21 protein-coding genes are annotated in these 24,836 nt (G+C 71.4%); 13 read left to right on the plus strand and 8 right to left on the minus strand.

Features of this window, described 5'->3' with window-relative positions; translation table 11 throughout:
* Positions 1–59: 59 nt before the first annotated feature.
* Together AQJ67_RS39210 and AQJ67_RS39215 are read right to left on the minus strand one after the other, a co-directional pair.
* Positions 60–1,064 carry a zinc-dependent alcohol dehydrogenase gene (locus AQJ67_RS39210; RefSeq protein ID WP_062724271.1) on the minus strand — a complete coding sequence of 335 codons (1,005 nt, stop codon included), beginning with the start codon at positions 1,062–1,064 and terminating at the stop codon, positions 60–62.
* A 37-nt stretch (positions 1,065–1,101) separates the two neighbouring features.
* Positions 1,102–2,265 carry a mandelate racemase/muconate lactonizing enzyme family protein gene (locus AQJ67_RS39215; RefSeq protein ID WP_062724272.1) on the minus strand — a complete coding sequence of 388 codons (1,164 nt, stop codon included), beginning with the start codon at positions 2,263–2,265 and terminating at the stop codon, positions 1,102–1,104.
* A 549-nt stretch (positions 2,266–2,814) separates the two neighbouring features.
* Here AQJ67_RS39215 and AQJ67_RS39220 point away from each other — a divergent pair.
* The 6 genes from AQJ67_RS39220 (at position 2,815) to AQJ67_RS44535 (ending at position 10,033) form a co-directional block, all read left to right on the plus strand.
* Complete coding sequence (locus tag AQJ67_RS39220) at positions 2,815–3,861, plus strand: LacI family DNA-binding transcriptional regulator (RefSeq protein WP_062724273.1); 1,047 nt, start codon at positions 2,815–2,817, stop codon at positions 3,859–3,861.
* Between the two features lie 174 nt (positions 3,862–4,035).
* Positions 4,036–5,037, plus strand: a complete 1,002-nt coding sequence (locus AQJ67_RS39225; protein WP_062724274.1) for an ABC transporter substrate-binding protein — start codon at positions 4,036–4,038, stop codon at positions 5,035–5,037.
* Positions 5,038–5,137: 100 nt separating this feature from the next.
* Complete coding sequence (locus AQJ67_RS39230) at positions 5,138–6,676, plus strand: sugar ABC transporter ATP-binding protein (protein ID WP_062724275.1); 1,539 nt, start codon at positions 5,138–5,140, stop codon at positions 6,674–6,676.
* Positions 6,673–7,773: an ABC transporter permease gene (locus AQJ67_RS39235; RefSeq protein WP_062724276.1), complete on the plus strand. Its 1,101-nt coding sequence runs from the start codon at positions 6,673–6,675 to the stop codon at positions 7,771–7,773. Before AQJ67_RS39230 ends, AQJ67_RS39235 begins: the two co-directional genes overlap by 4 nt.
* Positions 7,770–8,810 carry a galactofuranose ABC transporter, permease protein YjfF gene (yjfF, locus tag AQJ67_RS39240; protein ID WP_062724277.1) on the plus strand — a complete coding sequence of 347 codons (1,041 nt, stop codon included), beginning with the start codon at positions 7,770–7,772 and terminating at the stop codon, positions 8,808–8,810. The genes AQJ67_RS39235 and yjfF overlap by 4 nt, the downstream gene beginning before the upstream one ends.
* A gap of 209 nt (positions 8,811–9,019) precedes the next feature.
* Positions 9,020–10,033, plus strand: coding sequence for an SCO2400 family protein (locus AQJ67_RS44535; protein WP_063807415.1), 1,014 nt, complete (start codon positions 9,020–9,022; stop codon positions 10,031–10,033).
* A gap of 13 nt (positions 10,034–10,046) precedes the next feature.
* Here the strand turns inward: AQJ67_RS44535 and AQJ67_RS39250 are convergent, their stop codons facing one another.
* Positions 10,047–11,429, minus strand: a complete 1,383-nt coding sequence (locus tag AQJ67_RS39250; RefSeq protein WP_062724278.1) for a diacylglycerol/lipid kinase family protein — start codon at positions 11,427–11,429, stop codon at positions 10,047–10,049.
* A 99-nt stretch (positions 11,430–11,528) separates the two neighbouring features.
* Between AQJ67_RS39250 and AQJ67_RS39255 the strand changes: the two genes are divergently transcribed.
* The 5 genes from AQJ67_RS39255 to AQJ67_RS39275 all read left to right on the plus strand — a co-directional run bounded on the left by AQJ67_RS39255 (position 11,529) and on the right by AQJ67_RS39275 (position 15,182).
* Complete coding sequence (locus AQJ67_RS39255) at positions 11,529–12,965, plus strand: DUF2252 domain-containing protein (RefSeq protein ID WP_062724279.1); 1,437 nt, start codon at positions 11,529–11,531, stop codon at positions 12,963–12,965.
* 111 nt (positions 12,966–13,076) lie between these two features.
* Complete coding sequence (locus AQJ67_RS47280) at positions 13,077–13,496, plus strand: DUF7144 family membrane protein (RefSeq protein WP_062724330.1); 420 nt, start codon at positions 13,077–13,079, stop codon at positions 13,494–13,496.
* Between the two features lie 15 nt (positions 13,497–13,511).
* On the plus strand, positions 13,512–13,913 hold the full coding sequence (locus tag AQJ67_RS47285) for an SHOCT domain-containing protein (RefSeq protein ID WP_062724280.1): 402 nt from the start codon (positions 13,512–13,514) through the stop codon (positions 13,911–13,913).
* 93 nt (positions 13,914–14,006) lie between these two features.
* Positions 14,007–14,627, plus strand: a complete 621-nt coding sequence (locus tag AQJ67_RS39270) for a GAP family protein (protein WP_079056465.1) — start codon at positions 14,007–14,009, stop codon at positions 14,625–14,627.
* A gap of 177 nt (positions 14,628–14,804) precedes the next feature.
* A complete protein-coding gene (locus AQJ67_RS39275) occupies positions 14,805–15,182 on the plus strand; it encodes an SHOCT domain-containing protein (protein ID WP_062724332.1) in 378 nt (125 codons plus the stop codon).
* Positions 15,183–15,220: 38 nt separating this feature from the next.
* On the opposite strand, the gene AQJ67_RS39280 is transcribed toward AQJ67_RS39275, so the two are convergent.
* The 3 genes from AQJ67_RS39280 to AQJ67_RS39290 form a co-directional block, all read right to left on the minus strand.
* Complete coding sequence (locus tag AQJ67_RS39280) at positions 15,221–15,418, minus strand: hypothetical protein (RefSeq protein ID WP_062724281.1); 198 nt, start codon at positions 15,416–15,418, stop codon at positions 15,221–15,223.
* Between the two features lie 118 nt (positions 15,419–15,536).
* Entirely contained in the window at positions 15,537–18,254 is a 2,718-nt protein-coding gene (locus AQJ67_RS39285) for a helix-turn-helix transcriptional regulator (RefSeq protein ID WP_244190749.1), read from the minus strand.
* Positions 18,255–18,337: 83 nt separating this feature from the next.
* Positions 18,338–18,781 (minus strand): MarR family winged helix-turn-helix transcriptional regulator, encoded by a 444-nt coding sequence (locus tag AQJ67_RS39290; protein ID WP_062724283.1) that lies wholly within the window; start codon positions 18,779–18,781, stop codon positions 18,338–18,340.
* 115 nt (positions 18,782–18,896) lie between these two features.
* Here AQJ67_RS39290 and AQJ67_RS39295 point away from each other — a divergent pair, with 115 nt between their 5' ends.
* Positions 18,897–19,895 carry an NADP-dependent oxidoreductase gene (locus tag AQJ67_RS39295; protein WP_062724284.1) on the plus strand — a complete coding sequence of 333 codons (999 nt, stop codon included), beginning with the start codon at positions 18,897–18,899 and terminating at the stop codon, positions 19,893–19,895.
* 114 nt (positions 19,896–20,009) lie between these two features.
* Positions 20,010–20,429, plus strand: a complete 420-nt coding sequence (locus AQJ67_RS39300) for an organic hydroperoxide resistance protein (RefSeq protein WP_062724285.1) — start codon at positions 20,010–20,012, stop codon at positions 20,427–20,429.
* A gap of 541 nt (positions 20,430–20,970) precedes the next feature.
* Here the strand turns inward: AQJ67_RS39300 and AQJ67_RS39305 are convergent.
* Together AQJ67_RS39305 and AQJ67_RS39310 are read right to left on the minus strand one after the other, a co-directional pair.
* On the minus strand, positions 20,971–22,119 hold the full coding sequence (locus tag AQJ67_RS39305; RefSeq protein WP_062724286.1) for a serine hydrolase domain-containing protein: 1,149 nt from the start codon (positions 22,117–22,119) through the stop codon (positions 20,971–20,973).
* Positions 22,120–22,128: 9 nt separating this feature from the next.
* Positions 22,129–24,690, minus strand: coding sequence for a M14 family zinc carboxypeptidase (locus AQJ67_RS39310; protein WP_062724287.1), 2,562 nt, complete (start codon positions 24,688–24,690; stop codon positions 22,129–22,131).
* Positions 24,691–24,836: the final 146 nt, after the last annotated feature.

The raw sequence follows: 24,836 nt of genomic DNA on the forward strand, positions 1-24,836 counted from the left end.
GGTGTACGCCGGTACGAAGTCGTCAGGTACCCCGTACCGGCGTACGGCTCAGGGGTGTGTCACGGCCGCAGCAGGACCTTTCCGACCTTCGGGTCGCCGGACCCCACCAACTCGATGGCCTGCGGGAACTCCTCCAGCGGCAGTTCGTGCGTGACCAACGGGAGCGGGTCGAGGAGGCCGGCGCCGAAGACCCGCACGGTGTGCGCCCAGGCATCCGGTGCCGCGCCGAACACGGTCTGCACCTCCAGCTGCCGCACGACGAGATCGGTCGGGTCGAGCCCGTCGGCGCCCGGCGCCGGGATGCCCGTCAGGATCAGCCGTCCACCGCGGCGCAGCAGGGCGGCGGCGGTGCGCGCCGCGTCCGCGGACCCGGCGGTCTCGATGACGACGTCGAAGTCGCCGGGCAGTTCCTCGTCCTTGGTGCGGAAGTCCGTCGCGCCGAACCGCTTCGACAGCTCGGCCCGGTCCGGACGCGTCCCCACGACGAGCAGCTCGGCCGGCGAACCCGCCTTCAGGAACTGAACGGCGAACATCCCGAGCGTGCCGGTGCCCACCACGGCCACCCGCTCGCCCGGCACCGCCTTCGCCTTGAGCGCGGCGGCCGCGATGCACGCGGCCGGCTCCAGCAGCGCCGCCGCCGTCAGATCCGCGTCGTCCGGCAGCACGTGCAGCAGCCGGGCCGGAAGCGTGAGCGTGGGGGCCATGGCGCCCGGCTGGGTGAAGCCGGTCTCCTCGTAGCCCGCCGTGCACAGCGTCGTCTCGCCCGCGTGGCAGCGGTCGCAGACCTGGCAGTTCCTGAAGCCCTCGCCCACGACCTTGCGGCCCACCAGGCCCGAGGGGACGCCGTCGCCGACCGCCGCCACCGTCCCGGACCACTCGTGGCCCGGCGTGAGCGGATAGCGGACGTACCCCTCCGGCCGGTTGCCCTGGAAGACCTCGCGGTCACTGCCGCAGATCCCCGAGGCGTGCACCCGGACCAGGGCCTCGCCCGCTTCCGGCTGCCGGGGCTCGTGCGGGACGAGCCGGTGCTCGCCCGGGGCCTCGATCACGACGGCGGTGCTCACTGGGACTCCCTGGGGCCGGGCCGACGGGTGTGGGCGCTCACACGGTGCCCTTGGGCTTGCGCTGCTCCCAGCCGTCGGCCCACAGGTCGAACCGGGCCTGCTGCTGCGGGAACTCCGCGGCGGCGTCGACGTCCAGCTCCACACCGAGACCGGGCTCGTGGGAGAGGTGGAAGCAGCCGTCCTCCGGGTTCACCTGGGGGGCGCCCTTGATCACCTTCTTGATCTCCGCGTCCGCGAAGTCGTTGAAGTGCTCAAGGATCTTGAAGTTGGGGGCGGTGAAGCCGACCTGGAGGGAGGCGGCGGTCAGCACGGGCCCGCCCACGTTGTGGGGCGCGACCAGCATGTAGTGCGTCTCGGCGGTGGCGGCCAGCTTGCGGGTCTCCCAGATGCCGCCGATGTGGCCGACGTCCGGCTGGATGATGTCCACGGCCTGGCTCTCGAAGAGCTCCCGGAACTCGATGCGGTCGTGGATGCGCTCACCCGTGGCGACCGGCATGTCGACCTTGGCGGCGACCTTCTCCAGCGCCTTCAGGTTCTCCGGCGGCACCGGCTCCTCCAGCCACGCGGGCTTGAAGGGCGCCAGCTCCTTGGCCAGGCGGACGGCCGTGGCGGGGGAGAACCGGCCGTGCATCTCCAGCATCAGCTCGGCGTCCGGGCCGATGGCGTCGCGCACGGCCTCGATCAGGGAGACCGCGTAGAGGCTCTGCTCGTGGTCGAGCTCGAAGTGGCCGGTCCCGAACGGGTCGATCTTGAGCGCCCGGTAACCGCGCTCCATGACCCCCTGGGCCGCCTTGTGGTACGCCTCGGGCGTCCGCTCGGTGGTGTACCAGCCGTTGGCGTACGCCTTGACCTTGTCGGTGACCTTGCCGCCGAGCAGCTGCCAGACCGGCACGCCCAGCGCCTTGCCCTTGATGTCCCAGCAGGCCATCTCGATCACGGCGATGCCGGACATCACGATCTCGCCGGCCCGGCCGTAGTCGCCGTACTTCATCCGCTTGACGAGATCCTCGACAGCGAACGGGTCGGAGCCGAGAATGTGGTTGGTCTTCGCCTCGTGCAGATAGCCGAGCAGTGCGTCGGTGTGGCCCAGCATGCGGGTCTCGCCGACGCCGGTGAGTCCCTCGTCGGTGTGCACCTGGACGTAGGTCAGGTTCCGCCACGGCGTTCCGACCACGTGTGTGCTGATTCCCGTGATGCGCACGGTACTCCCTGTCCTCTTCGATCTGTTCGGTCTGTTCGGTTGTTCGAAATTTCGGCACTCGTTCGAAATGCTGATCGCGACAGTAGGGACGACCACATGCGAGTGTCAATGGGTCTACAAACAACGGTTTCGCACTGGCGGCGGAGACGGCCGGCGAGGCGGATGGGACGGGGTGTGCCACGCGGGGTGCCGGGCTCGTCGAAGGCGCGTGCATGTCTCCCATGGTGGGTGCTCGGAGCGCTCCTGACCAGGTGAAACGCCATCGATCCCGCGGCCTTCGCCGCTCGTCGCGTTATTCAACCGTGACGACTTCTCTGTCGCAGCCCCCTTGACCGGCATGAATTGTTAGCGCTCACAATGACGTCCGCATTCACCAGTCGACCCCGACGGCATGCAAGGAGGTACGAGCGTCGTGTCAGCAGTGCTTCAACTCGCCTTCCCGGCCCGTGCCGTTGGCCTTTCGGGAACATCGGCATGACGCGGCCCGCGCCGAACCATCGGCCCTCGGTGCAGGTCTTATCGGCAGGCGACCGCCAAGGAGGTGCGGCTGTGACCCACTCGCAGCTTCGGCCGCCCACCATGGCCGACGTGGCACGCCAGGCCGGTGTGTCCCACCAGACCGTGTCCCGCGTGCTGGGGGACCACCCCAACGTGCGGGACGAGACACGGGCCAAGGTGCTGCGCGCCATCGAGGAGATGGGCTACCGCCGCAACTTCTCCGCACGGGCCCTGGCGACCCGGCGCACCCGCACCCTGGGCGTGGTCGCCTCCAACACCACGCTCTACGGTCCGGCCAGTACGTTGTTCGCGCTGGAGGAGGCCGCACGTGCCGAGGGCTATCTGGTCTCGACGGTCAGTCTGCGCAGGCTGACGGTCAAGACGCTGTCCGAGGCCCTGGACCGCCTCAGTGAGGGCGGCGTGGAGGGGGTCGTCGCCATCGCCCCGCAGCGGTCGGCGGTCGAGGCTCTCGCCGAACTCCGCCACCCGTTCCCGGTGGTGGCCGTGGGCACCGGCTCGGGCGCCGGGGTCCCCAGCGTCAACGTGGACCAGAATCTGGGCGCACGGCTGGCCACCGGCCATCTGCTCGCCGCGGGCCACCGCAGGGTCTGGCATCTCGCCGGGCCCGAGGACTGGCAGGAGGCGGTGGACCGGGTCGAGGGCTGGCGGGCGGCCCTCGCGGAGGCGGACGTGGAACCGCCGATGCTGCTGCGGGGGGACTGGAGCCCGCTGTCGGGCTACCGGGCCGGCCAGGAACTGGCGGGCTGGGTGGGGCGCGGCCTGACCGCCGTCTTCGTGGCCAACGACCAGATGGCACTGGGGGTGTTGAGGGCGCTGCGTGAGGCGGGCGTGCGTACGCCCCAGGACGTCGCGGTGGCCGGCTTCGACGACATTCCGGAGTCGGAGTTCTTCGCCCCGCCGCTCACCACCGTCCGGCAGGACTTCGCGACGGTGGGCAAGCGGAGCATCGCCCTGCTGCTGGACCTGATCGAGGGCCGTACCCCCTCCGGGGCGTCCCAGGTCTCCATCGAACCCCAACTCGTCGTCCGCGCAAGCACGTTCCCGTACCTGCCTCAGCCTGGAGTCGCTCCCGGCTGACGCCGTACCACCCGGTCGCTTGTCGCCCTTTGAGCAAGCGTGCCCGATATTTCGAACGATGATCGACAGGCTGGACGCAGTGCAGCCTGTCCACACGAGCACTCACCGAGTGCTGAGTACCGAGTACCGCGTACCAGCGGTCCGTCCCCGGACCGGCTCTTCGAAGGAGAAGACATGCTCAACAGACGGAACTTCCTCACCGCGGCGGTCGGCGTGGCGGCCACGGCGGGCCTGGCGGCCTGCGCCAAGGAAGACGGCTCCTCCACGGGCTCCTCCTCCGGCGGCAGCAAGACGATCACCCTCGGCTTCTCCCAGGTCGGCTCCGAGAGCGGCTGGCGCACCGCCAACACCGACTCGGTGAAGTCGGCCGCCAAGGAGGCCGGTTACAAGCTGCAGTTCTCCGACGCGCAGCAGAAGCAGGAGAACCAGATCTCCGCGATCCGCAGCTTCATCGCGCAGAAGGTGGACGTCATCGCCTTCTCGCCGGTGGTCGTCACCGGCTGGGACGCCGTGCTCAAGGAGGCCCAGTCGGCGAAGATCCCGGTCGTCCTGACCGACCGGTCCGTGGAGAGCGACGAGTCCCTGTTCGTCGCCCTGGTCGGCTCCGACTTCACCGACGAGGGCCGCCGCGCCGCCAAGATCCTGGAGAAGGTCCTTCAGAAGGCCGGCCACAAGGGCAAGGTGAAGATCGCCCAGCTGGAGGGCACCACCGGTGCCGCCCCCGCGATCGAGCGCGCCAAGGGCTTCAAGGAGGTCATGGACGCCGAGCACAAGGACGACTGGGAGATCGTCGTCAGCCAGACCGGTGACTTCACCCGGGCCGGCGGCAAGCAGGTCATGGCGGCCTTCCTGCAGTCCAACCCGGACATCGACGTGCTGTTCGCGCACAACGACGACATGGGCCTCGGCGCCATCCAGGCCATCGAGGCGGCCGGCAAGAAGCCCGGCAAGGACATCCTCATCGTCACGGTCGACGGTGTGAAGGACGGCTTCATCGCCATGTCCGAAGGCAAGATCAACGCCATCGTCGAGTGCAACCCGCTGCTCGGCCCCCAGCTGATGGAGGTCGTGAAGACGGTCCACGAGGGCGGCAAGGTCGAGCGCTGGATCAAGACCAAGGAGAGCGACTTCATGCAGGACCAGGCCAAGGACGCGCTCCCCACCCGCAAGTACTGACCGACCGCACCCACCGGCAGGGAGTCTCCGGCCGACCGGCGACCATCCGGTCCCGGGAGGCTCCCTGCGGGCCTGAACGCATTTCAAGAGGAGCGCTGCCATGGCAGAGCCGCGGCCCGTCCTGGAGATGACGGGCATTGTCAAAGAGTTTCCGGGGGTACGGGCTCTGTCGGGCGTCGACTTCCGGCTCTTCCCCGGCGAGATCCACGCCCTCATGGGCGAGAACGGGGCCGGGAAGTCCACCCTCATCAAGGTGCTGACCGGCGTCCACCCCCTGGACGGCGGCACGATCACCCTCGACGGCAAGGCCGTACGGATCGGCAGCCCGCTGCAGGCGCAGCACGCCGGCATCAGCACGGTCTACCAGGAGGTCAACCTCTGCCCCAACCTCTCGGTGGCGGAGAACATCTTCATCGGCCGTGAACCCACCCGCGCCGGCCGCATCCAGTGGAAGCAGATACGCAAGCAGGCCGCGGAGATGGTCGACCGGCTCGGCCTCGACATCGACGTGACGGCGCCGCTGTCCTCGTACCCGCTGGCCGTGCAGCAACTGGTCGCGATCGTACGGTCGGTGGGCCACGGCGACAGCGACGGCGAGGGCTCCGGCACCAAGGTGCTCGTCCTGGACGAGCCCACCTCCAGCCTCGACCGCGACGAGGTCCTCGAACTGTTCCGCCTGATGCGGCGGCTGAGGGACGAGGGCGTCGCGATCCTCTTCGTGTCGCACTTCCTCGACCAGATCTACGAGATCTGCGACCGCATGACCGTGCTGCGCAACGGCACCCTGGTCGGCGAGCACATGGTGGCCGACCTCGACCAGGTCGGGCTGATCGAGCTGATGATCGGCAAGGCCCTGGACCAGCTGGAGGAGCTGCACGAGCACCAACTGCGCTCCGACGTCGGCGAGACGCTCGTCAAGGCCGAGGGCCTCGGCCGCACCGGCGGTATCGCCCCGTTCGACCTGGAGATCAAGAAGGGCGAGGTGCTCGGCCTCGCCGGACTGCTCGGCTCGGGCCGCACCGAACTGGCCCGGCTGCTGTTCGGCGCCGACCAGCCCGACAGCGGCAAGGTGACGATCGTCGGCAAGCAGGTCCCGATGAGCGCCCCCAACGACGCCATCGGCGCCGGGGTCGCGTTCTGCTCGGAGAACCGCAAGACCGAAGGTCTCGTCCCCGACCTCACGGTGCGCGAGAACATCATCCTCGCCCTCCAGGCGTCCCGCGGCTGGACCCGGCCCATCCCGGCCTCCCAGCGCGACGAACTCGTCGCCAAGTACATCAAGGCCCTCGACATCCGCCCCGCCAACCCCGAGGCCCGCGTAGGCCAGTTGAGCGGCGGCAACCAGCAGAAGGTGCTGCTCGCCCGCTGGCTGATCACCCAGCCGAAGCTGCTGATCCTCGACGAGCCCACGCGCGGCATCGACGTCGGCGCCAAGGCCGAGATCCAGAAGCTCGTGGTCTCCCTCTCCGAGGACGGCATGTCCGTGCTGTACATCGCGGCCGAACTGGAGGAGGTGCTCCGCCTCAGCCACACCATCGGAGTGCTGCGCGACCGCAAGCTGGTGGCGCAGCTGACCAACGGGCCGGAGATCACCACCAGCAGGATCCTGGAGACCATCGCGAGCGGAGAGCACCAGTGAGCACCCCATCAGCGACCACCCCCGCCCGCTGGCGAGCACTGACGCACCATCACCTGTTCTGGCCGGTCGCGGTCCTGGTCGCCCTGCTGCTCGTCAACGTCCCCTTCACACCCGACTTCTTCGCGATCCGGATGGCGGACGGCCACCTCTACGGCAGCCTCGTCTCGATCGTGCTGTTCGGCTCGCCGCTGATCCTCGTGGCGGTCGGCATGACCCTGGTCATCGCCACCGGCGGCATCGACCTCTCCGTCGGCGCCGTGGTCGCCATCACCGGCGCCCTGACCTGTTCGTACATCAGCGACCAAGCCGACCAGAACGCGCTGGCCGGGGTCTTCCTCGCCATGGGCATCGGCCTGGTGGCGGCAGTGGTCTGCGGCCTGTGGAACGGCTTCCTGGTCGCCCGGATGGGCATCCAGCCCATCATCGCGACCCTCATCATCATGGTCGCCGGACGCGGTGTCGCCCAGCTGATCACCGACGGCCAGATCATCACCATCAACAGCGAGCCGTACAAGCTCATCGGCGGCGGCTACTGGCTGACCCTGCCCTTCTCCATCTTCGTGGTGGCCGCCGTCGTGGCCGTCACCGTCGCCCTCACCCGCCGTACGGCGCTCGGCCTGCTCGTCGAGTCGGTCGGCGGCAACGCCGAGGCCAGCCGTCTGGTCGGCATCCGCTCCATGCGCATCAAGATCATGGTGTACATGTTCTGCGCCCTGTGCGCGGGCATCGCCGGGCTGATGATCAGCTCCAACACCTCTGCCGCGGACGGCAACAACGCCGGCCTGTGGATCGAGCTGGACGCGATCCTCGCGGTCGTCATCGGCGGCACCTCGCTGCTCGGCGGCCGGTTCTCCATCGGCGGCACCGTGATCGGCGCCCTCGTCATCCAGACCCTGACCACCACGATCTACACCATCGGCGTGCCCACCCAGACCAACCTGGTCTTCAAGGCCGCCGTCGTCATCGTCGTCTGCCTGCTGCAGTCCCCGAAGTTCCGGGCCAAGGTCTTCGGCGCGAAGGGACGCGCCCGGGTTACCGCCCCGGCGGAGCCCGCCACCCCGGCCGACGCCGCCCCGAAGATGGAGGTGTCGCGATGAGCGCGACCACCAAGACCCGTACGGCAGCGGAAGGCCGTACGCCGTCCACGCCGGCGCAGGCGTCCACGGCCGCGCGTCTGCTCGGCGACCGGCGGCTGCCCGTCCTGGTCACGGCCGGCCTGTTCCTCGCGATGTACATCGGCGGTCTCAGCCGCTACCAGAACTACGGCTTCGGTGAACCGCAGGTCTTCCTCAACCTGTTCATCGACAACGGCTATCTGCTGGTCGCCGCCGTCGGCGCCACCTTCGTCATCCTGTCCGGGGGCATCGACCTGTCCGTCGGTTCGCTGATCGGCTTCACCACCATGTTCACGGCATGGCTGGTGGAGCGTCAGGGCCTGCCGCTGCTGCTGGTCATCCCGCTGGCCCTGGGCGTGGGCGCGTTCGGTGGCTTCCTCATGGGCTATGTGATCCACAACTTCGAGATCCAGCCGTTCATCGTGACCCTCGCCGGCCTCTTCCTCTTCCGCGGCCTCTGCCTGGTCATCAGCAAGGAGTCCATCTCCATCAGCGACTCCACGGTGAGCAGCATGGCGCAGACCCGGGTGCCGCTCGGACTGGGGGAGCTGTCGATCGGTGCCGTCGTCGCCCTGGTCGTCCTCGCCGCCGCCTTCTACATACTCCACTACACGCGCTTCGGCCGCCGGGTGTACGCCATCGGCGGCAACGAGCAGTCGGCGCTGCTGATGGGGCTTCCGCTGGGCGGCACGAAGATCGCCGTGTACACGGTGAGCGGCTTCTGCTCGGCGCTGGCCGGCCTGCTGTTCATGCTGTACATCCAGTCCGGTGACCCGCTGCACGCCGTCGGCATGGAGCTCGACGCGATCGCCGCGGTCGTCATCGGCGGCACGCTGCTGACGGGCGGCTCCGGTTACGTCCTGGGCACCCTGTTCGGCGTCCTCGTGCTGGGCCTGATCAAGAGCATCATCCAGTTCGAGGGCACGCTCAGCTCCTGGTGGACGAAGATCGCCACGGGTGTGCTGCTGTGCGCGTTCATCCTGATCCAGCGGGCGATGACGGCACGCAAGCAAACATAGGCCGGACCTCGGCACTTGGCCCGACGTGGCCCGTCGCACGGCGAACGTGCGACGGGCCACCTTACGTTGGCGTACGGATCTGGCGCGGAGGATCGCACCGAATGGCCGGGCTTGACCCCACCGACCAAACCGGAAAGGTCAGTTCCGCACACAACCTTCACAGCAGTCGCTAGGAAAGGTGTGTGTGGGTTCCCTAGTCTTCCCGCGTCATGGACTACTGCCACCCGTGCCAACGGCACCTGAACGGCGCCCTCGCCTGCCCGGGGTGCGGCGCCGCGATCGACGAGCTGGGCGCCTACACGGGCGCGGGTGTGCCCGGCGAGGTGTACCCGCAGCTGGCCGAGCGGCCAGTGCAGGCACCTGTGGGGGCCGCGGGGGCTCCGGGTGGGTACGCGGCGTACGAGGGGCAGTACGGGACCGGCGCCGGGCAGTACGGGCAGTACGGGCAGTACGGGGGCGGCGAGTACGACGACCGCTATGCCGAGGCGCACTCCGAACCGCACTCCGAGACGCACGGCGAGGAGACCCCGGCCGAGGCCGCGGATGTCGCGCCGGTCGGCGGACGGGCCGCGCGGCGGGCGGCGCAGCGGCGCGGCCGCAGACGCGGTCACGACGAGCGCGACGAGTACGCCGCCGGGGACGACGAGCAGGACGAGCAGGACGAGTACGACGACGAGGACGACGGCGACCTGGACGAGGAGTCCGGTTCGGCCGGCGCCAGCCGTCGCGATCGCAAGGCCGCCGCGCACCGCCGTCGCCGTCGCCGGACCCTGCTGATCGCCGCCGGGTTCGTCCTGGCCGCCGGGGGCCTGAGCCTCGCGGAACTCGGCATGGACGCCCCGGGCTCCAGCCCGAAGCCGGCGGCCGCCGGGGACGAGTCGGCGGAGGGCGCGGCCTCGGAAGAGGTGACCGCGTCCCCCGACGCGAAGGACGGCGCGACGAGGACCGACGGGAACTCGCCGTCGTCGTCGCCCTCGTCGTCCCCCTCGGCCTCGAAGTCGCCGAAGGACGACGACAAGAAGAAGGACGAGGACAAGACCCCCGACAAGGACGGCCGGTCCGCGACGACGGGCAGCGGCGGCTCCGGCGCGACCTCGGCCCCCACCCCGACGTCCGAGCCGGAGGCCCCGGCGCCCACCGCCGACCCGACCACCTCCGACCCGACCCCCGACCCCTCGCCGTCGGAGACGGAGTGCGACCGGTTCCTGTGGTGGTGCACGTAACCACGTAAACCGTTCACTTCCGCGAATCCGCGGGGTCGTCAGCTCTTGCGGGAACGTCGCGTCCGAACGCCAGCCGGCCCAGCGTCCGCCAGTCCACCGTCGGCCTCGTACCGGGTGCTCCCGGGCGGTCGCGCGGCACGCGGACCCGCAGCACGCCGGGCGAGATACGGCAGGTGACCGGTGTGGGCAGCAGCAGGGCCTCGCCGTCCACGCCGACCGGGATGTCCGGGGCGTCGGCGTCGACCACCACCTCGTGCTCGGCCAGCGTGGTGAGCCCGCGCCCGTGGTGACCGCGCAGCAGCCCGGCCGCCTGGGCCGCGTTGTCGACGTTGACCCCGAGGACGCCGAGGACACCGGAGTCCAGCCGTGCGCGCCGGCCGAGTCCGGCGGCGTCGCCCAGCTGGTAGGGGTTGTTGCTGACCAGGACCGCCTGGGGCGCGTCGATGACCGTGCCGCCCGCGCGCACCGTCAGCCGCGGTCCGGTCCGGTGGGTCAGCAGCTCCGGGAGCTCCCGCAGGATGGTGGGCACCTTGCCGTCACGGTAGGCCGGGCTCTGCACGACGGCCGCGTACACACCGAAGGACGCGTTGTTGACGAAGACACGCTCACCGATGACGCCCAGGTCGAGACGGAGTTCGACCCCGTCGGTGAGGGCGGCGAGCCCCGTCGACGGATCGGTGCGATCGAGGCCCAGGTCCCTCGCGAAGTGGTTGCGGGTCCCGGCGCTGATCACCATGAACGGCAGCCCGTGCCCGGCGGCCACGCCCGCCACCTCCGCCTGGGTGCCGTCCCCGCCGGCCACCCCCAGCAGATCCGCGCCCCGCGCCACGGCCCGGCGGGCGAGCTCCGCGACGTCCTGCGGGTGAGCGGGGTCGAGCACGGCGACCTCGGCGCCCAGGGCCCGGGCCTTGGCCACGAGGTCGAACCGGCCGACCTTTCCGCCTCCGGAGCGGGGGTTCATGATCAGGAACGGCGATCGCGGCGGTGGGGTCGCGTACTGGCGGGGGCCGGCCGGCTCGATGTCGGCGGCGAGGGCGGCCCGCCCGATCAGCATCGCCAGGGCCCACAGCACCAGGACCGACAGCACGGCCCACAGCAGGCCCACCGTGGCGTAGGACACCAGTACCGCGAGCGGCACCAGCGCGGCGAGCGCGGCGGAGACGGCCCGTGCCGCTCCGTGCCGGGCGAGGGCCCACCACAGGGCGGCGACGGTGGCGGCGAGCCCCGCCAGGCCGACGACCAGCAGCGCCAGGCTCCTGCCCCCGGCGGCCGTCAGTAGCAGAGCGATCGCGCCGCCCGCGACCAGCAGGGCCAGGCGGGCCGCCCACCGTCGAGCCCCGGCGCGGGGAGGGTGCTCCGGGCCGGAGGTCTGAACGGGCTTGCGCGTACCGCCCACAGGGGCATCCCATGGCCCGCGCCCCGGCCCCGCATCACCTGCTCCGGGTGATCCCGCCGCCGCGCGCCGCTGTGACCATGCGGGCAAGGAGGTCCGGTCATGGCGACGACGTACGACAGCCCGCTCGCACCTGTGCCCGACGGTCCGCTCTCCCCGGACGAGCGCGCGGCACTCGGCAAGGAGGCGCGCGCCCGCGTCCCGCGCTCCGCCCACGCGTTCTTCGAGCCCGACCAGAAGCGGCCCGACCCCCTCGACATCATCGAGCGGCAGTCCGCCACCCGGGTCCCCGAACTGATCCCCGTCCGCTACGGCCGGATGCTCGAATCGCCGTTCCGCTTCTACCGGGGAGCCGCCGCGATCATGGCCTCCGACCTGGGCGCGGGGCCGCACACCGGGCTCTACGCCCAGCTCTGCGGAGACGCCCACCTGCTGAACTTCCGGCTCCTCGCCTCGCCCGAACGCCATCTCGTCTTCGACATCAACGACTTCGACGAGACCCTGCCGGGCCCCTTCGAGTGGGACGTCAAGCGGCTCGCCGCGTCCTTGGTGATCGCCGGCCGGGCCAACGGGTTCCCGGTGAGGCAGTGCGCCACGGTCGTGCGCGCCGGAGTGGAGGCCTACCGCGAGCGCATGCGGGAGTTCGCCGGGACACCCACCTTGGACGTCTGGTACGCGCGCGACGACTTCGACCAGATCGCGGCGCTGCTGCCCGAGCGGCCCGGCAAGCAGGACGAGCGGCGCGCCACCCGCGCGGCGGCCAAGGCCCGCAGCCGGACGAGCCTCCAGGCGGCCGCGAAGCTGACCCGTGTCGTGGACGGCACCCCCCGGATCGTCTCCGATCCCCCCTTGATCACCCGCCTCGCGGAGCTGCTGCCCGGCGCCGAGGGCGAGGACCTGGCACGGATGCTGCGCACCCTCGTCCACGACTACCGCTCCAGCCTGTCCTCCGAGCGGCGGCACCTGCTGAGCCGGTACCACGTGGTCGACATGGCGCGGAAGGTCGTCGGGGTCGGCAGCGTCGGCACCCGCTGCTGGATCATCCTGCTGCTCGGCCGCGACGACGGCGACCCGCTCCTGTTGCAGGCCAAGGAAGCCGGCGAGTCGGTCCTCGCGCCCTACTGCGGGGCGAGCCCGTTCCAGAACCAGGGCGAGCGGGTGGTGACCGGGCAACGGCTGATGCAGGCCGCCAGCGACATCTTCCTCGGCTGGGAGCACGTCACCGGCATCGACGGCCGTGAACGCGACTTCTACGTACGGCAGTTGCGGGACTGGAAGGGCATCGCCCGGCCCGAGACCATGGACCCCGGGACCCTGGGCCTGTTCGCCCGGCTGTGCGGCGCCTCACTGGCCCGGGCGCACGCCCGCTCCGGCGACCCGATCGCCATCGCCGCCTACCTCGGCCGCCGCGACACCTTCGACCGGGCGCTGGTGCGGTTCGCCGAGGCCTACGCCGACCAGAACGAACGCGATCACCGGGAACTGGCCGACGCGGTCGCCGACGGCCGCGTCACCGCCCGCACCGATCCGGCGGCGTGACCTCGGCCGACGCGCCCTCACCCGCCGGGGGTGACGACGGACGGCGCCTCGTGGATCAGGCTCGGGGTGTACGGCTGCGCGCCGCAGCCCGTCGAGGAAAGGGAGGCCGCCATGGCCACCACCAGTCGCCCCCAGCATCGGGAAGGGGCGCAGACCGCCGCCACCGGCCTGACGCTGTTCGCCGCAGTGATGCTGTTCATCGCCGGGATCCTCGATGTCTTCCGGGGAATCATGGGGATCGCCGAGGACGACGTCTACGTCACCACCCCCAACTACATCTTCAAGTTCGACCTGACCAGCTGGGGCTGGATCAACCTGCTGTTCGGGGCGCTGGCCGTGATCGTGAGCTTCGGCCTGTTCACGGCGAAGACATGGGCGAGGGTCGTCGGCGTCGGCATCGCGGCCCTGCTGCTGATCGCCAACTTCCTGTCCATCCCGTACTACCCGGTCTGGTCGCTCACGCTGATCGCGCTGTACGCGTTCATCATCTGGGCGCTCTGCGTGGTCCGGAAGGACCCCATGTCCGATTAGCGATGGGGGAACACCATGGACTACCCCCTGCTCGACGTGTTCTGGACCATGCTCTGGTTCTTCGTGTGGATCATGTGGCTGATGCTGCTGTTCCGCGTGGTCGCCGACATCTTCCGGGACGACGCGCTCAGCGGCTGGGGCAAGGCCGGCTGGACGCTGGCGGTGTGTGTGCTGCCGTTCCTCGGCGTCCTCGCCTACCTGGTCGTCCGCGGCCGCGGGATGGGCGAGCGGGAGCTCCACCGCGCACAGGACCGGGAGCGGGCGTTCCGGGCGTACGTCCGGCAGGCCGCCGCACCTGAGCCGAAGCCGCCGGGCACCAAGGCGGACGAACTGGGCCGGCTGGCCGCGCTGCACGACCGGGGCGCCATCACCGACGCCGAGTACGAGCGGGCCAAGTCCAAGGTCCTGACGACCTGAGGACTTGACGCCCCCCACGACCCGACGACCCGACGACACGGCGACCCGACGACACGGCGACCCGGCGACCTTCGATCCGACGCGGAGGCGGACGTGGACGGTCTGAACGTGCTGCCCCTGGCCGTGACCATGATGATCGGCCCGCAGATCATGTCGGCGATCATCTTCGTCACGGCACCCCGGGCCGTCCGCGTCTCGCTCGGCTTCCTCCTCGGCGTCGCCGTCGCCGCCACCGCCGGCACCGCGATCACCTTCGGCCTCGCCTCGGCGTTCGACCTGGGCGACCCCGACGACGGCGGCTCCGCCGGCAAGATCATCCAGTATGTGCTGGTCGGCCTCCTGGCGGCGTCCGCCCTCAAGAACTGGATCCGGCGGGAGACCGTCCAGCCCCCGAAATGGCTGGGCACACTGATGTCGGCGGACGCCAAGCGGGCGCTGAAGGTCGGACTGCTCGTCATCCTGCTGATGCCGTCGGACATCGTCGTCATGCTGACGGTGGGCACCAACCTCGCCCAGGCGGACGCGAACTTCGCCGAGGCGCTGCCGTTCATCGGCGCCACCGTGCTGATCGCCGCGCTGCCCCTGCTGTCCCTGCTGCTCTTCCACCGCAGGGCGACCGCCGCCATGCCGCATGTGCGGGACTGGATGAACACACACAGCTGGCTGATCAACATCGTGGTCTGCGTGGTCTTCATCGTGCTGATCCTCGCCTGACCGCCGCCCCGGCGACCGCACCCCGGCCCACGACGCCACCCACCCGCCGCGGGTGATGCCGTCCCGGGCCGACAGGCGCAGCGTGGAGAGCGTCAGCTTCGAGCGCCGCCGTGGCCCCATGGCGGCCGGCAAGTGGAGGACACCGTGGACTATCCGCTGCTCAACGCGTTCCTGACCATGCTCTGGTTCTTCCTGTGGGTCATGTGGTTCGTGCTGCTGTTCCGGGTCATCGGCGACATCTTCCGGGACGACACCATGGGCGGCGGGGCCAAGGCGGGCTGGACGGTCTTCGTCTGTCTGCTGCCGTACCTCGGCGTCTTCGTCTACCTGATCGCCCGCGGCCGTGGCATGGGCGAGCGCGACGTGCGCCAGATGCAGCGGCAGGAGCAGGCGTTCCGCTCCTACGTCCAGGAGGCCGCCGCCGGGACCCCGGCCACCGACGAGGCCCGGGCGACCCGCGTGGACGAGCTGACCAGGCTCGCCGGACTGCACGACCACGGCGACATCACCGACGCCGAGTACGAGCAGGCCAAGGCGAAGGTCCTCGCGGGCTGAGCGAACCCGCGCCCACACCGCTCCGGATACCCGCGCCCTCAGTCCGGGATGCGGCGGAACTCCGCCACGCGCAGCCCCAGCGACTGGAACCGGACCAACAGGCCGTAGAGATGCGCCTCGTCGTCGACCGGGCCGTACAGCACGGTCTGGGTGGGGACGACGGACGTCTTCAACTCGGGGAAGGCCGTGGCCAGCTCGTCCGACATCTCCCCGTCGACGCGGATCTCGTAGCGCATGCCCTCATGCTGGGCGACCGGGCGCGGGGTGGCATCACCCGGGCGAGGTGACACGGCAGAGCGGTCCGGGTACGGCAGAGCGGCCCGGGTACGGGTACGTCAGAGCTGCCCGGGTGTGTCAGAGCAGCCCCAGTTCGCGGGCCCGGCGGACGGCCTCGCCGCGCCGGCTCGCGGCGAGCTTGCGGTAGATGCTCTTCAGGTGGGTCTTCACCGTGTTGACCGACAGATGCAGGTCGGCGGCGATCTCCTCGGTGGACATGAGCTGGGCCAGCCGTTCCAGAACGTCCAGCTCCCGCGCGCTGAGCGGCTCCGTGAGCGGGCGCGCGGGCTCCTCCCGCCGCGGGGCCGGCGCCGGCCGTGGCGCGAGCGCGCCGGTCAGCCAGGTGTGTTCCCGGGCGAGCGCGGGCCGGCGCCGCAGCAGCCGGCCGAGCCACGGCCCCGCCTCCAGGAACGGCCGCCTCAGCTGATGCGGACGGGCCGCCGCCAGGGCCCGCAGCAGCAGACCCTCCGCGGCCGGCGAGTCACCGGTGGTCGCCTCGACGACCTGCGCACGGGTCAGCAGCAGCCACACGTCGACGGCCGGACCCTGGTCGTGGGGCTCGGGGAGGCCGTCGAGGATGCGCAGCGCCCGTTCGCCGTCGCCCGCTGCCAGCCGGGCCCGGGCCTCGGCCGCCCGGCTCTCCGGGCTGTGCAGCGGCTGTTCCTCGAAGACCTTCACGGCCGCCTTCGGATCACCGTCCGCCAGATGCGCCGCCGCCGTCGCCATGGCGATACGGTCGCTCACCCACGGGGAGGGCTCGGCGGAGACCAGGGGCTGCCGCGTCATGTCGTCGAGGGCCGGCAGCGCCGCCCGGGAGTCGCCCCTGGCGACCAGCATCCGGGAGCGCAGGATCGCCAGCTCCACGGCCACGAGGGGATCGCGGGCGGCGGCGGACGTGGCGGCCGCCAGGTCGAGGTGCTCCTCGGCGGCCGTCAGGTCGTACCGGTCGACGGCGACCGCGGCCAGCACGAGCTGGGCCATCCCGGTGCGGTACGACACCGGCAGCCCCGAACGCTCCGCCTCGGCGACGGCGTCCCGGGCATGCGCCTCGGCCTGGCCGGGCCGGCCGTGCAGGTAGTCGATCAGCGCCAGCCGGCCGAGCGCCTCGTGCCGGGGGAACGCCGTCGGCAGCCCCTGGGCGGCTTCGACCGCGGCGGACAGCGTGGCGCGCGCGGCGTCGAACCGGCCCGCCCACAGCTGGGCCGAACCGAGGTCGGTGAGCATCAGGGCCGTCAGCTCCGGACTGCGCTCCAACCGGTCGGCGGGCAGGTCCTGTTCCGCATCCGCCGCGTCCCGCGCCGCCGTCTCCGCCAGGTCCGCCGAGCCCACCACCCGGGCGGCCAGCACCCGCAGCACCGCACAGCTCAGCCGCACGGCCGCCGCGTCGTCGGTGCCGCGCTCCGGCAGGTTCTCCTCCGCACGCCGCAGATACGTGACACCCCGGTCGACGTCGTGGTGGGCCAGCTCGCGCGCCGCGCGCACCAGGTCGGGCGCGGGGCCGGACGCCTCCGGCGCCATCTGGGCGAACAGACCGTCCAGCCGCTCGGCGGCCAGCCCGGTCAGCAGCCGGCCGATCGCCAGATGGCCGACGAGCTCGGCGGCGGCCAGCTCCCAGTCACCCGCGTCCGCCGCGTGCCGCAGCGCCTCGTCGAGCAGGCCCGCCCGGCTCAGCCACTCGGCGGCCGTACGGTGCAGCTCTGGCTCCAGGCCCGGGTGCCGCACCCGCAGATGCACCCGCAGGATCTCCGCGAAGAGCGAGTGCAGCCGGTACCAGGAGTGCCCGAGGGGCTCGACGAACGCGTTCGTCCGCTGCAGCGTCTCCAGGACCGGCTCCGCGTCGTCCCGCCCGGTGAGGGCGTTGGCCAGGTCGGGGTGGGTCTTCTCCAGGATGCTGGTGCGCAGCAGCAGGTCCTGGGTCTCGGCGGGGTGGGCGCGCAGCACCTCGCCCAGCAGGAAGTCGGCCACCGTGCTGTGGCCGGCCTCGAAGTCGTTCAGGAAGCTCTCCGGGTCGGCGGCCCGCTGCGCGGCCAGGGCGCACAGCCGCAGCCCCGCCGCCCAGCCCTCGGTGCGCTCGGTCAGCGTGCGCGCGGCCTCGGCCGACAGCGGCAGCCCGTGCAGGTCGACCAGGGCGGCCGTCTCCTCGGCGCGGAACGCCAGGTCGTCGGCGCGGATGTCGACGAGCTCACCGGCGGCCCGGTAGCGGTGCAGCGGCAGCAGCGGCTCGGTACGGCTGATGATCACCAGGCGCAGTCCGTCGCCGGCGTGCCGGAGCACGAACTGCAGCTCGTCGGCGACCGCGGTGGAGCCGGCCACCCGGTCGAACTCGTCCAGGACGAGGATCACCCGGCTGTCCCGTCCGTTCAGCCAGGCCGCGAGCCGGGCCAGCAGTGAGTGGTCCACCTCGCCGGGCCGGGCCGGGCCGCGGATGTACTCGGGCACGGCGATCCCGTGGTGCCGCAGGGCGTGCAACACGTACGACCAGAAGACACCGGGCGCGCTGTCCTGGGACTCCACGGTCAGCCAGGCGACGGTCCCCGGTTCGCAGGCCGCGACCCGGTCGGCGACCAGCAGCGTCTTGCCCGCCCCCGCGGGCCCGTTGACCAGGGTCAGCGGCCGTCCGGCCCCCTCGGCCAACTGCTCGACGAGCCGCTCCCTGCGCACGAACGTCTCCGGAACCGTCGGCACGGTCAGCCGGGCGGCGAGCACCGGGTCACCGTCCGGAGTCACCCCCACCGGGACGACCCGCCCGCCACGCCCGTCAGACCCCTCATGGCTGCCCGAGCGGTACGACACCACGTACCGATCCTCGCTCCGGGCCCCTCGCCCCGCAACCCACGCCCCCGGCGCCCGGGACCTTCAAAACACCCCCTAGACCACCCCTAGACCTCCACGCCCAGCATCCGCCGCAGCAGATCCCGCAAGGTCAGTCGCTGTTCCTCCGACAGCCCCGCCAGTGGCTCCCGGGCGAACCGCAGGGAGTCGCGCAGGCTGCGGGCCACCTGCCGGCCCTCGTCCGTCGCGGCCGCCAGCTTCACCCGGCGGTCCGCCGGGTCCGGGCGCCGCTCCACCAGGCCACGGGTCTCCAGGCGGTCCACGATTCCGGTCACGTTCGACGGCTCGCAGCGCAGCCGCTGGGCCAGCTTCCGCATCGGCAGCGGCTCCAGTGACAGCAGGCTGAGCAGCCGCGCCTGCGCACCGGTGAGCGCGTGCTCGGCGGCGGCCTCCTCGTACTCCTCGTGGTAGCGGGCCACGACGGAGCCGATGAGGTCGACGACTTCGAGGGTCAGCTCATCGGGGCGGCGAATTTCGGGTGTAGTGGCCATGCTCTCAGGGTACCCCCGTTACTTGACATCCTGAAATATTCAGGAGCATGGTTGTTTCATCTACTGAAGTAATTGCAGCGCGGCACACCCGCAGTACATCGGAAGGGCACCCCCCATGATCAACCGCGAATGGCACCTCCTGTCCCGCCCCGTCGGCTGGCCCAAGGCCGATGACTTCGCCCTGGTGGAGGCCGAGCTGCCGACCCCCGCCGAGGGTCAGGTGCTCGTACGCAACAAGTACCTCTCCGTCGACCCGTACATGCGCGGCCGCATGTCGGAGGCCAAGTCCTACGTCGCCCCGTTCGAGCTCGGCAAGGTCATGCAGGGCGGCGCCGTCGGCGAGGTCGTCGAGTCCAACGCCGAGGGCATCGCCGTGGGCGACCACGTCCTGCACTTCCTCGGCTGGCGCGAGTACGCCGCCGTGGACGCGAAGAGCGCCGTCAAGGTCGACCCGGACGCCGCGCCGCTCTCCACCTACCTCGGCGTTCTCGGCATGACCGGCCTCACCGCGTACGCGGGCCTGCTGCGGGTCGGCGCCTTCAAGGAGGGTGACGCGGTCTTCGTCTCCGGTGCCGCGGGCGCCGTCGGCAGCCAGGTCGGCCAGATCGCCAGGCTCAAGGGCGCCTCCCGGGTCATCGGCTCGGCCGGCTCGGACGAAAAGGTCAAGCTCCTCGTCGAGGAGTACGGCTTCGACGCCGCCTTCAACTACAAGAACGGCCCGGTCTGGGAGCAGCTGAAGGAGGCCGCCCCGGACGGCATCGACGTCTACTTCGACAACGTCGGCGGCGAGCACCTGGAGGCCGCCATCGGCGCGCTCAACCTCCGCGGCCGCGCCGTGATCTGCGGCATGATCTCCCAGTACAACTCGACCGAGCCGGCCCCCGGCCCGCGCAACATGGTCAAGATCCTCCAGAACCGGCTCCGCGTCGAGGGCGTCCTGGTCGGCGACCACTACGACCTCCAGTCGCAGTTCGTCTCCGAGGTCGGCCCCTGGGTGGCCGCCGGCGAGCTGAAGTACCGCGAGACGGTCGTCGAGGGCATCGAGAACAACCTGGAGGCGTTCCTCGGGGTCCTGCGCGGCGACAACACCGGAAAGATGATCGTCAAGCTCTGAGCCGTCCGATGGGCTCGCCTCTTCTGCTGATTTCCGGCATGCGATAACTTCTTTCCGAAACCGCCGTCGATCGTGGGCGCGAGTCACGGCGGACCGAGAAGGAGAAGACACCGCATGTCCATCCAGCAGTCCGACGTCCTGTACACGGCCGTCGCCACCGCCGAGAACGGCCGCGACGGCCGGGTCGCCACCGACGACGGCAAGCTCGACGTCGTCGTCAACCCGCCCAAGGAGATGGGCGGCAGCGGCGCCGGCACCAACCCGGAGCAGCTCTTCGCGGCCGGCTACAGCGCCTGCTTCCAGGGCGCCCTCGGCGTCGTCGCCCGCCAGGAGCAGGCCGACATCTCCGGCTCGACCGTCACCGCGAAGGTCGGCATAGGCAAGAACGAGGACGGCTTCGGCATCATCGTCGAGATCTCCGCCGACATCCCGAACGTCGACACCGAGACCGCCAAGTCCCTCATTGAGCAGGCCCACCAGGTCTGCCCGTACTCGAAGGCGACCCGCGGCAACATCACCGTGACGCTCACCTGACACGGTCGTTGCCACGGGGAGGCCGCACCCCTGGACGTGGGGTGCGGCCTCATCGGCGGCGGCCGCAACCCCCTAGGGGCGCGGGGCTGTATCGATTTGCGGCTCCGCCGCGTGGGCGCGACCAGTCCCCGCGGGTCCGCGCCCCCTGGACGCGGGGTGCGGCCTCATCGGCGGCGGGCGCAACCCCCCAGGGGCGCGGGGAACTGCGCGACCAGCCCCCACAGAGCCGCACCCGCGACACGACCGGCTCCCACGGGTCCCCCTTTGGACGCGGGGTGCGGCCTCATCGGCGGCGGGCGCAACCCCCCAGGGGCGCGGGGAACTGCGCGACCAGCCCCCACAGAGCCGCACCCGCGACACGACCGGCTCCCACGGGTCCCCCCTTGGACGCGGGGTGCGGCCTCATCGGCGGCGGGCGCAACCCCCTAGGGGCGCGGGACTGCATCGATTTGCGGCTCCGCCGCGTGGGCGCGACCAGCCCCCACAGAGCCGCACCCGCGACACGACCGAACCCCCCCCGAGCTCCTAGGCGCAGTCGGCGTCACGCGAGTGCCGCGCCATGGACCACCCTCACAAACCGCCCGTTCTCCGGGGCGGCCCCACCAGGAAACGCACACCGGCGCCGGGTATACCCATAAGCCAGCCCAGCGCGGGGATCCGCAAACGCCTGCGACCCCCCAGCCCCACTGTGCCCGAAGGCCCCGGCCCCCAGGAACGGATACCACGTGTCCGCCGTCGCCTGAAAACCCAGCCCGTACGACTTGTGCGCCCGCGCCACCAGGTCGTACCCGGTCGAATGGATCTGCCCCACCTCCGCCACCGTGTCCGGCTTCAGCAGCGGCGGCCGCTCGTCCAACTCACTGATCGCCGCCGCGTACATCCCGGCGAGCCCGCGCGCGGACGCGACCCCGCCCGCCGACGCCGGCCCGCTCGCGCGCACCGCACGGGAGTTGGCGTAGTCCACCAGCTCACCCGGCTCCGGCACATGCGTGTTGAACGCGATCGACGACAGGGTGTGCGGCCCCTGCGGCACCGAGTCCAGCACCGCCTGCTGCTCCGGCGTCGGCGCCATCGGCTGCACGGAGCGGAAGCGCGGCTCCAGCTCCTCGGGCAGCCCGAGGTGGAAGTCCAGGCCGTAAGGCGCCCGCACCCGCTCCTCGTACACCTCCTGAAGCGTCCGGCCGGTAGCCCGCCGTACGACCTCACCCGTCAGCGCGCCGATGACGAGCGCGTGATAACCGAAGGCCGTGCCGGGGCGCCAGAACGGCCGCTGGTCGGCGAGGCGTTCGGCGATGGCGCGGTCGTCGGCCAGCTCGTCCCGGGTGAACCCGGCGTCGAGCCCGACCAGCCCGGCCCGGTGGGAGAGCAGCTCGCGCAGGGTCACCGCGGCCTTGCCCTCGGCACCGAACTCCGGCCAGTAGTACGTCACCTTGCGGTCCGGTTCCAGCGTGCCGTCCTGGATCAGGAGCGCGACCACGAGATGGGCGGCGCCCTTGGTGGAGGAGAACACGCCGTACAGCGAGTCGGCCTCGCAGCCGTCACCGGCCCACAGGTCGACGACCTTCCGGCCGTGCACGTACGCGCACAACTGGCCTTCGTAGTCGGGCCGTTCACCCGCCACGAACGTGGCGAACTCCTCGCGCACCGCCTCGAAGCCGTCCGCCACGGTGCCGTGGATCCCTTGCGTCATCCGCTCTCCTCATCTGGTGCCACTGGCCTGCGCCATGCTGAACAACGCCCGTCCGACCTGGGCGAATTCCCCCTTCGGATGATCCCGGAAGAGGGGCTCGGTGCCGAACAGGACGGCGCCCGGCCCGCTGACCACCGACGCCCGCCCCGCCGCGTCCGACGGCCCGCCGGAACCGTCCTGCGACGGCCGCCAGTGCCCGGAGACGAGCGGGTTCCCGGTGCCGTACGCCTGCTCGACCTCCACCTCCGGACCCAGGTCGGTGAACCACACGGGTGCGTACACGAACCCGTGGTCCGGAGCGCCGGACATCAGAAGGCTGCCCGAGTTCCGCACCCGAACCACACCGTTGGCCTCCCCGTTCCCCTCGACCGGCTTCACCGGCAGCAGTCCGGCCGCGGTGTTCAGCTCGGCGCCGGTGACGCCCCGGCCGACGAGGCCGTGTCCGGCGAGGAAGGCGTCGAGGTCGGTGCGGGCTTCGGCGCCCAGGTCGCCGTAGTCCAAGCCCACCGACACGAACAGCACGTCCACCGACGACCAGTCGAACCCTTCGTTCAGCACGTCCGTCGAAACCGGCGTGACCTCGAAGTTCATCTCCCGCAGCGCGAACAGCTCACCCGCGGTGACGGCGGCGGCGACCCGGGTGCGGTGCAGCGGTGCCGTACCGGTGAGCTTCGTCGCGTGGAAGGCGACGTCGTACCGGCGGGCGGCCTCCCCGGCCTGTCGCCGTGCCGAGCCCGGCACGATCGCGCTGCCGTCGGCGGCCCGGCGCGCCCGCACGCCGTCGCGGAGCAGGGAGTTGAGCGCGGCGACCTCGTTCGGGTCGTCGAGCCGCAGCCGCAGGTCGCCGCGCGGGGCGACGTACGCGACCGAGGCCGCCGCACGGACCGGGCGCAGGACACCGCCGTACGGCATCCGCGGCAGGGTCCGCACCGTCGCGCCCCACAGCCGGCCGAGGCTCCAGCCGGAGATGTCGTACATCGCCGACACCTTGTCGCTGATGTCCCGCCCGTCCGCCAGGAGCACGTTCGCGAGCCCCCGCTTGGGCTGGTGCATGTCGACGACGTACGAGCCCTTGGCGTACGTCCGGCCGCCGAGCCGGAAGGAGTGGGTGGCGCGGCTGACGCGCACGTCGTTGGCGAGGAGGTGGTCGACGAGGCGGGCGGCGGCCGTCGTGCCCGGCGCCGGGATGACGTACGCCCGGGGGAAGGTGGTCGTGTAGACGTCCTCGGGGCCGATGCCGGGGACGCCCGGGACGGTCGCCGGCGACACCGGGACCTGCGCGGCGCCCGCGGCGCCCCGACGGAAGACCTCGATCTGGTCGGCCACCAGCGAGGCGCGCCTCGTCCGGACGAAGTCGAGGGTGGCGCGCAGGGCGGCCCCGGCGACGTCGACGTTGATCGCGGACCTGCGGCGCAGCTCGGTGACCGGCAGGGTGTCGTAGAGGGAGCCGTTCACCTCCATCGGGATCTCCACGGTGTGCGCGGCGACCGTGCCGTGGAAGGCCGCGTACTGCGGGGTGAAGATCGGCGGCCAGTCGTCCCAGCCCTCGTCCAGGTCGCGGAACGGGATCTGCGCGGGCTCGACGCCGTCCTTCCGCGGCGTGTACCCCAGCCCGTTGACGGCGGCCTCCATGCCGAGGGCGTTGGCGTAGGAGTTCTTCAAAAACAGGTCGTACTCGTAGTTCTCGCCGTGCGGGGGAGTGGTGGGCTCGATGAGGGTGCCGTTGACGTAGCCGTGCAGGTCGAGCATGACGGTGGGCTGCTTGCCCACCATGATCTGCCGCATCGCCCGCACCTCGGGCTGCGAGGCGGTGACGAAGTCCCGGTTCATGTCGAACCCGTTCGCGTTCGCGCGGGTTCCGGCGATACGGCCGTCCGGGTTGGCGGTGATGTTGAAGTACAGGCGGCTGTGCGCGAGCAGGTCGCGCGTCCTGGCGTCCTGGGCGGTGGCCAGCCGCTGGATGAGCTTGAGAGAGGCGTCGGTGCCCTCCCACTCGTCGCCGTGGATGTTGTTGTTGACGAACACCGGAGCCTTGTAACTGCGCTTGATTCCGGGCGACTTGGCGGCCAGAGCGGGCGTCTTCTCGATGAGCTCGCGCATCCGCGCCTGCGAGCGGGCCTGACGGGCCGTCTCGGGAGCGGTGACGGTGACGAGATAGAGCCGGTGCCCGCCCGCCGACCGACCCGCGACCTCGACGCTCACCCGGTCGCCGAGAGCCTGGAGGGCGTTCAACTTCGGCGCGAGGCCGTGATACGGGGTGAGCCCCAGCTTGATCGACTTGTCGCCCGGGTTCACGGGATCGGCGCGCAGGACCTGCTGCCGGGGATAGCCGCGCCCGTCGTCACCGAGGACGGCCTCCGCGGCGGCCCCGGCCCCGGCACCGCTGAGGGCCCGCTGGGCCGCGCCCAGGGGCGCCCGGGCCACCTGCTGGTCGAGCGCCGCTTCCCGGTGGACCGGGGGCCGGGGTTCCGCCGCGCCGGCGTCCGGGCCGAGGAGCAGGGAGCCCGCCGTGGTGACGGCGAGGGCGATGAGTGGAACGGGTCTCGCAGGAACGCCTCTCGTGTTGCGCACGCGTACCTCCTCCGGGAACTTCCTGAGATCGGTACGGCGAGGTGTACCTGTTCGACTCAACCGCAACAAGAGGGAGTTGGTGTCACGGATGCCCCGGATGGCGCATCTCCCCGCCCCGGGGCCGTGGTGACCGGGCGTCGAAGCGA

This window comes from Streptomyces caeruleatus (assembly GCF_001514235.1).
Classification (GTDB): Bacteria; Actinomycetota; Actinomycetes; order Streptomycetales; family Streptomycetaceae; genus Streptomyces; species Streptomyces caeruleatus.

Bases quoted from the DNA above. Each gene is read 5' to 3' on its own strand.
- AQJ67_RS39225 (WP_062724274.1), top strand. From the start codon at position 4,036: ATGCTCAACAGACGGAACTTCCTCACCGCGGCGGTCGGCGTGGCGGCC.
- AQJ67_RS44535 (WP_063807415.1), top strand. From the start codon at position 9,020: ATGGACTACTGCCACCCGTGCCAACGGCACCTGAACGGCGCCCTCGCC.
- AQJ67_RS39295 (WP_062724284.1), top strand. From the start codon at position 18,897: ATGATCAACCGCGAATGGCACCTCCTGTCCCGCCCCGTCGGCTGGCCC.
- AQJ67_RS39300 (WP_062724285.1), top strand. From the start codon at position 20,010: ATGTCCATCCAGCAGTCCGACGTCCTGTACACGGCCGTCGCCACCGCC.
- AQJ67_RS39305 (WP_062724286.1), bottom strand. From the start codon at position 22,119: ATGACGCAAGGGATCCACGGCACCGTGGCGGACGGCTTCGAGGCGGTG.
- AQJ67_RS39275 (WP_062724332.1), top strand. From the start codon at position 14,805: ATGCTCTGGTTCTTCCTGTGGGTCATGTGGTTCGTGCTGCTGTTCCGG.
- AQJ67_RS39280 (WP_062724281.1), bottom strand. From the start codon at position 15,418: ATGCGCTACGAGATCCGCGTCGACGGGGAGATGTCGGACGAGCTGGCC.
- AQJ67_RS39230 (WP_062724275.1), top strand. From the start codon at position 5,138: ATGGCAGAGCCGCGGCCCGTCCTGGAGATGACGGGCATTGTCAAAGAG.
- AQJ67_RS39290 (WP_062724283.1), bottom strand. From the start codon at position 18,781: ATGGCCACTACACCCGAAATTCGCCGCCCCGATGAGCTGACCCTCGAA.
- AQJ67_RS47280 (WP_062724330.1), top strand. From the start codon at position 13,077: ATGGCCACCACCAGTCGCCCCCAGCATCGGGAAGGGGCGCAGACCGCC.
- AQJ67_RS47285 (WP_062724280.1), top strand. From the start codon at position 13,512: ATGGACTACCCCCTGCTCGACGTGTTCTGGACCATGCTCTGGTTCTTC.
- yjfF (WP_062724277.1), top strand. From the start codon at position 7,770: ATGAGCGCGACCACCAAGACCCGTACGGCAGCGGAAGGCCGTACGCCG.
- AQJ67_RS39255 (WP_062724279.1), top strand. From the start codon at position 11,529: ATGGCGACGACGTACGACAGCCCGCTCGCACCTGTGCCCGACGGTCCG.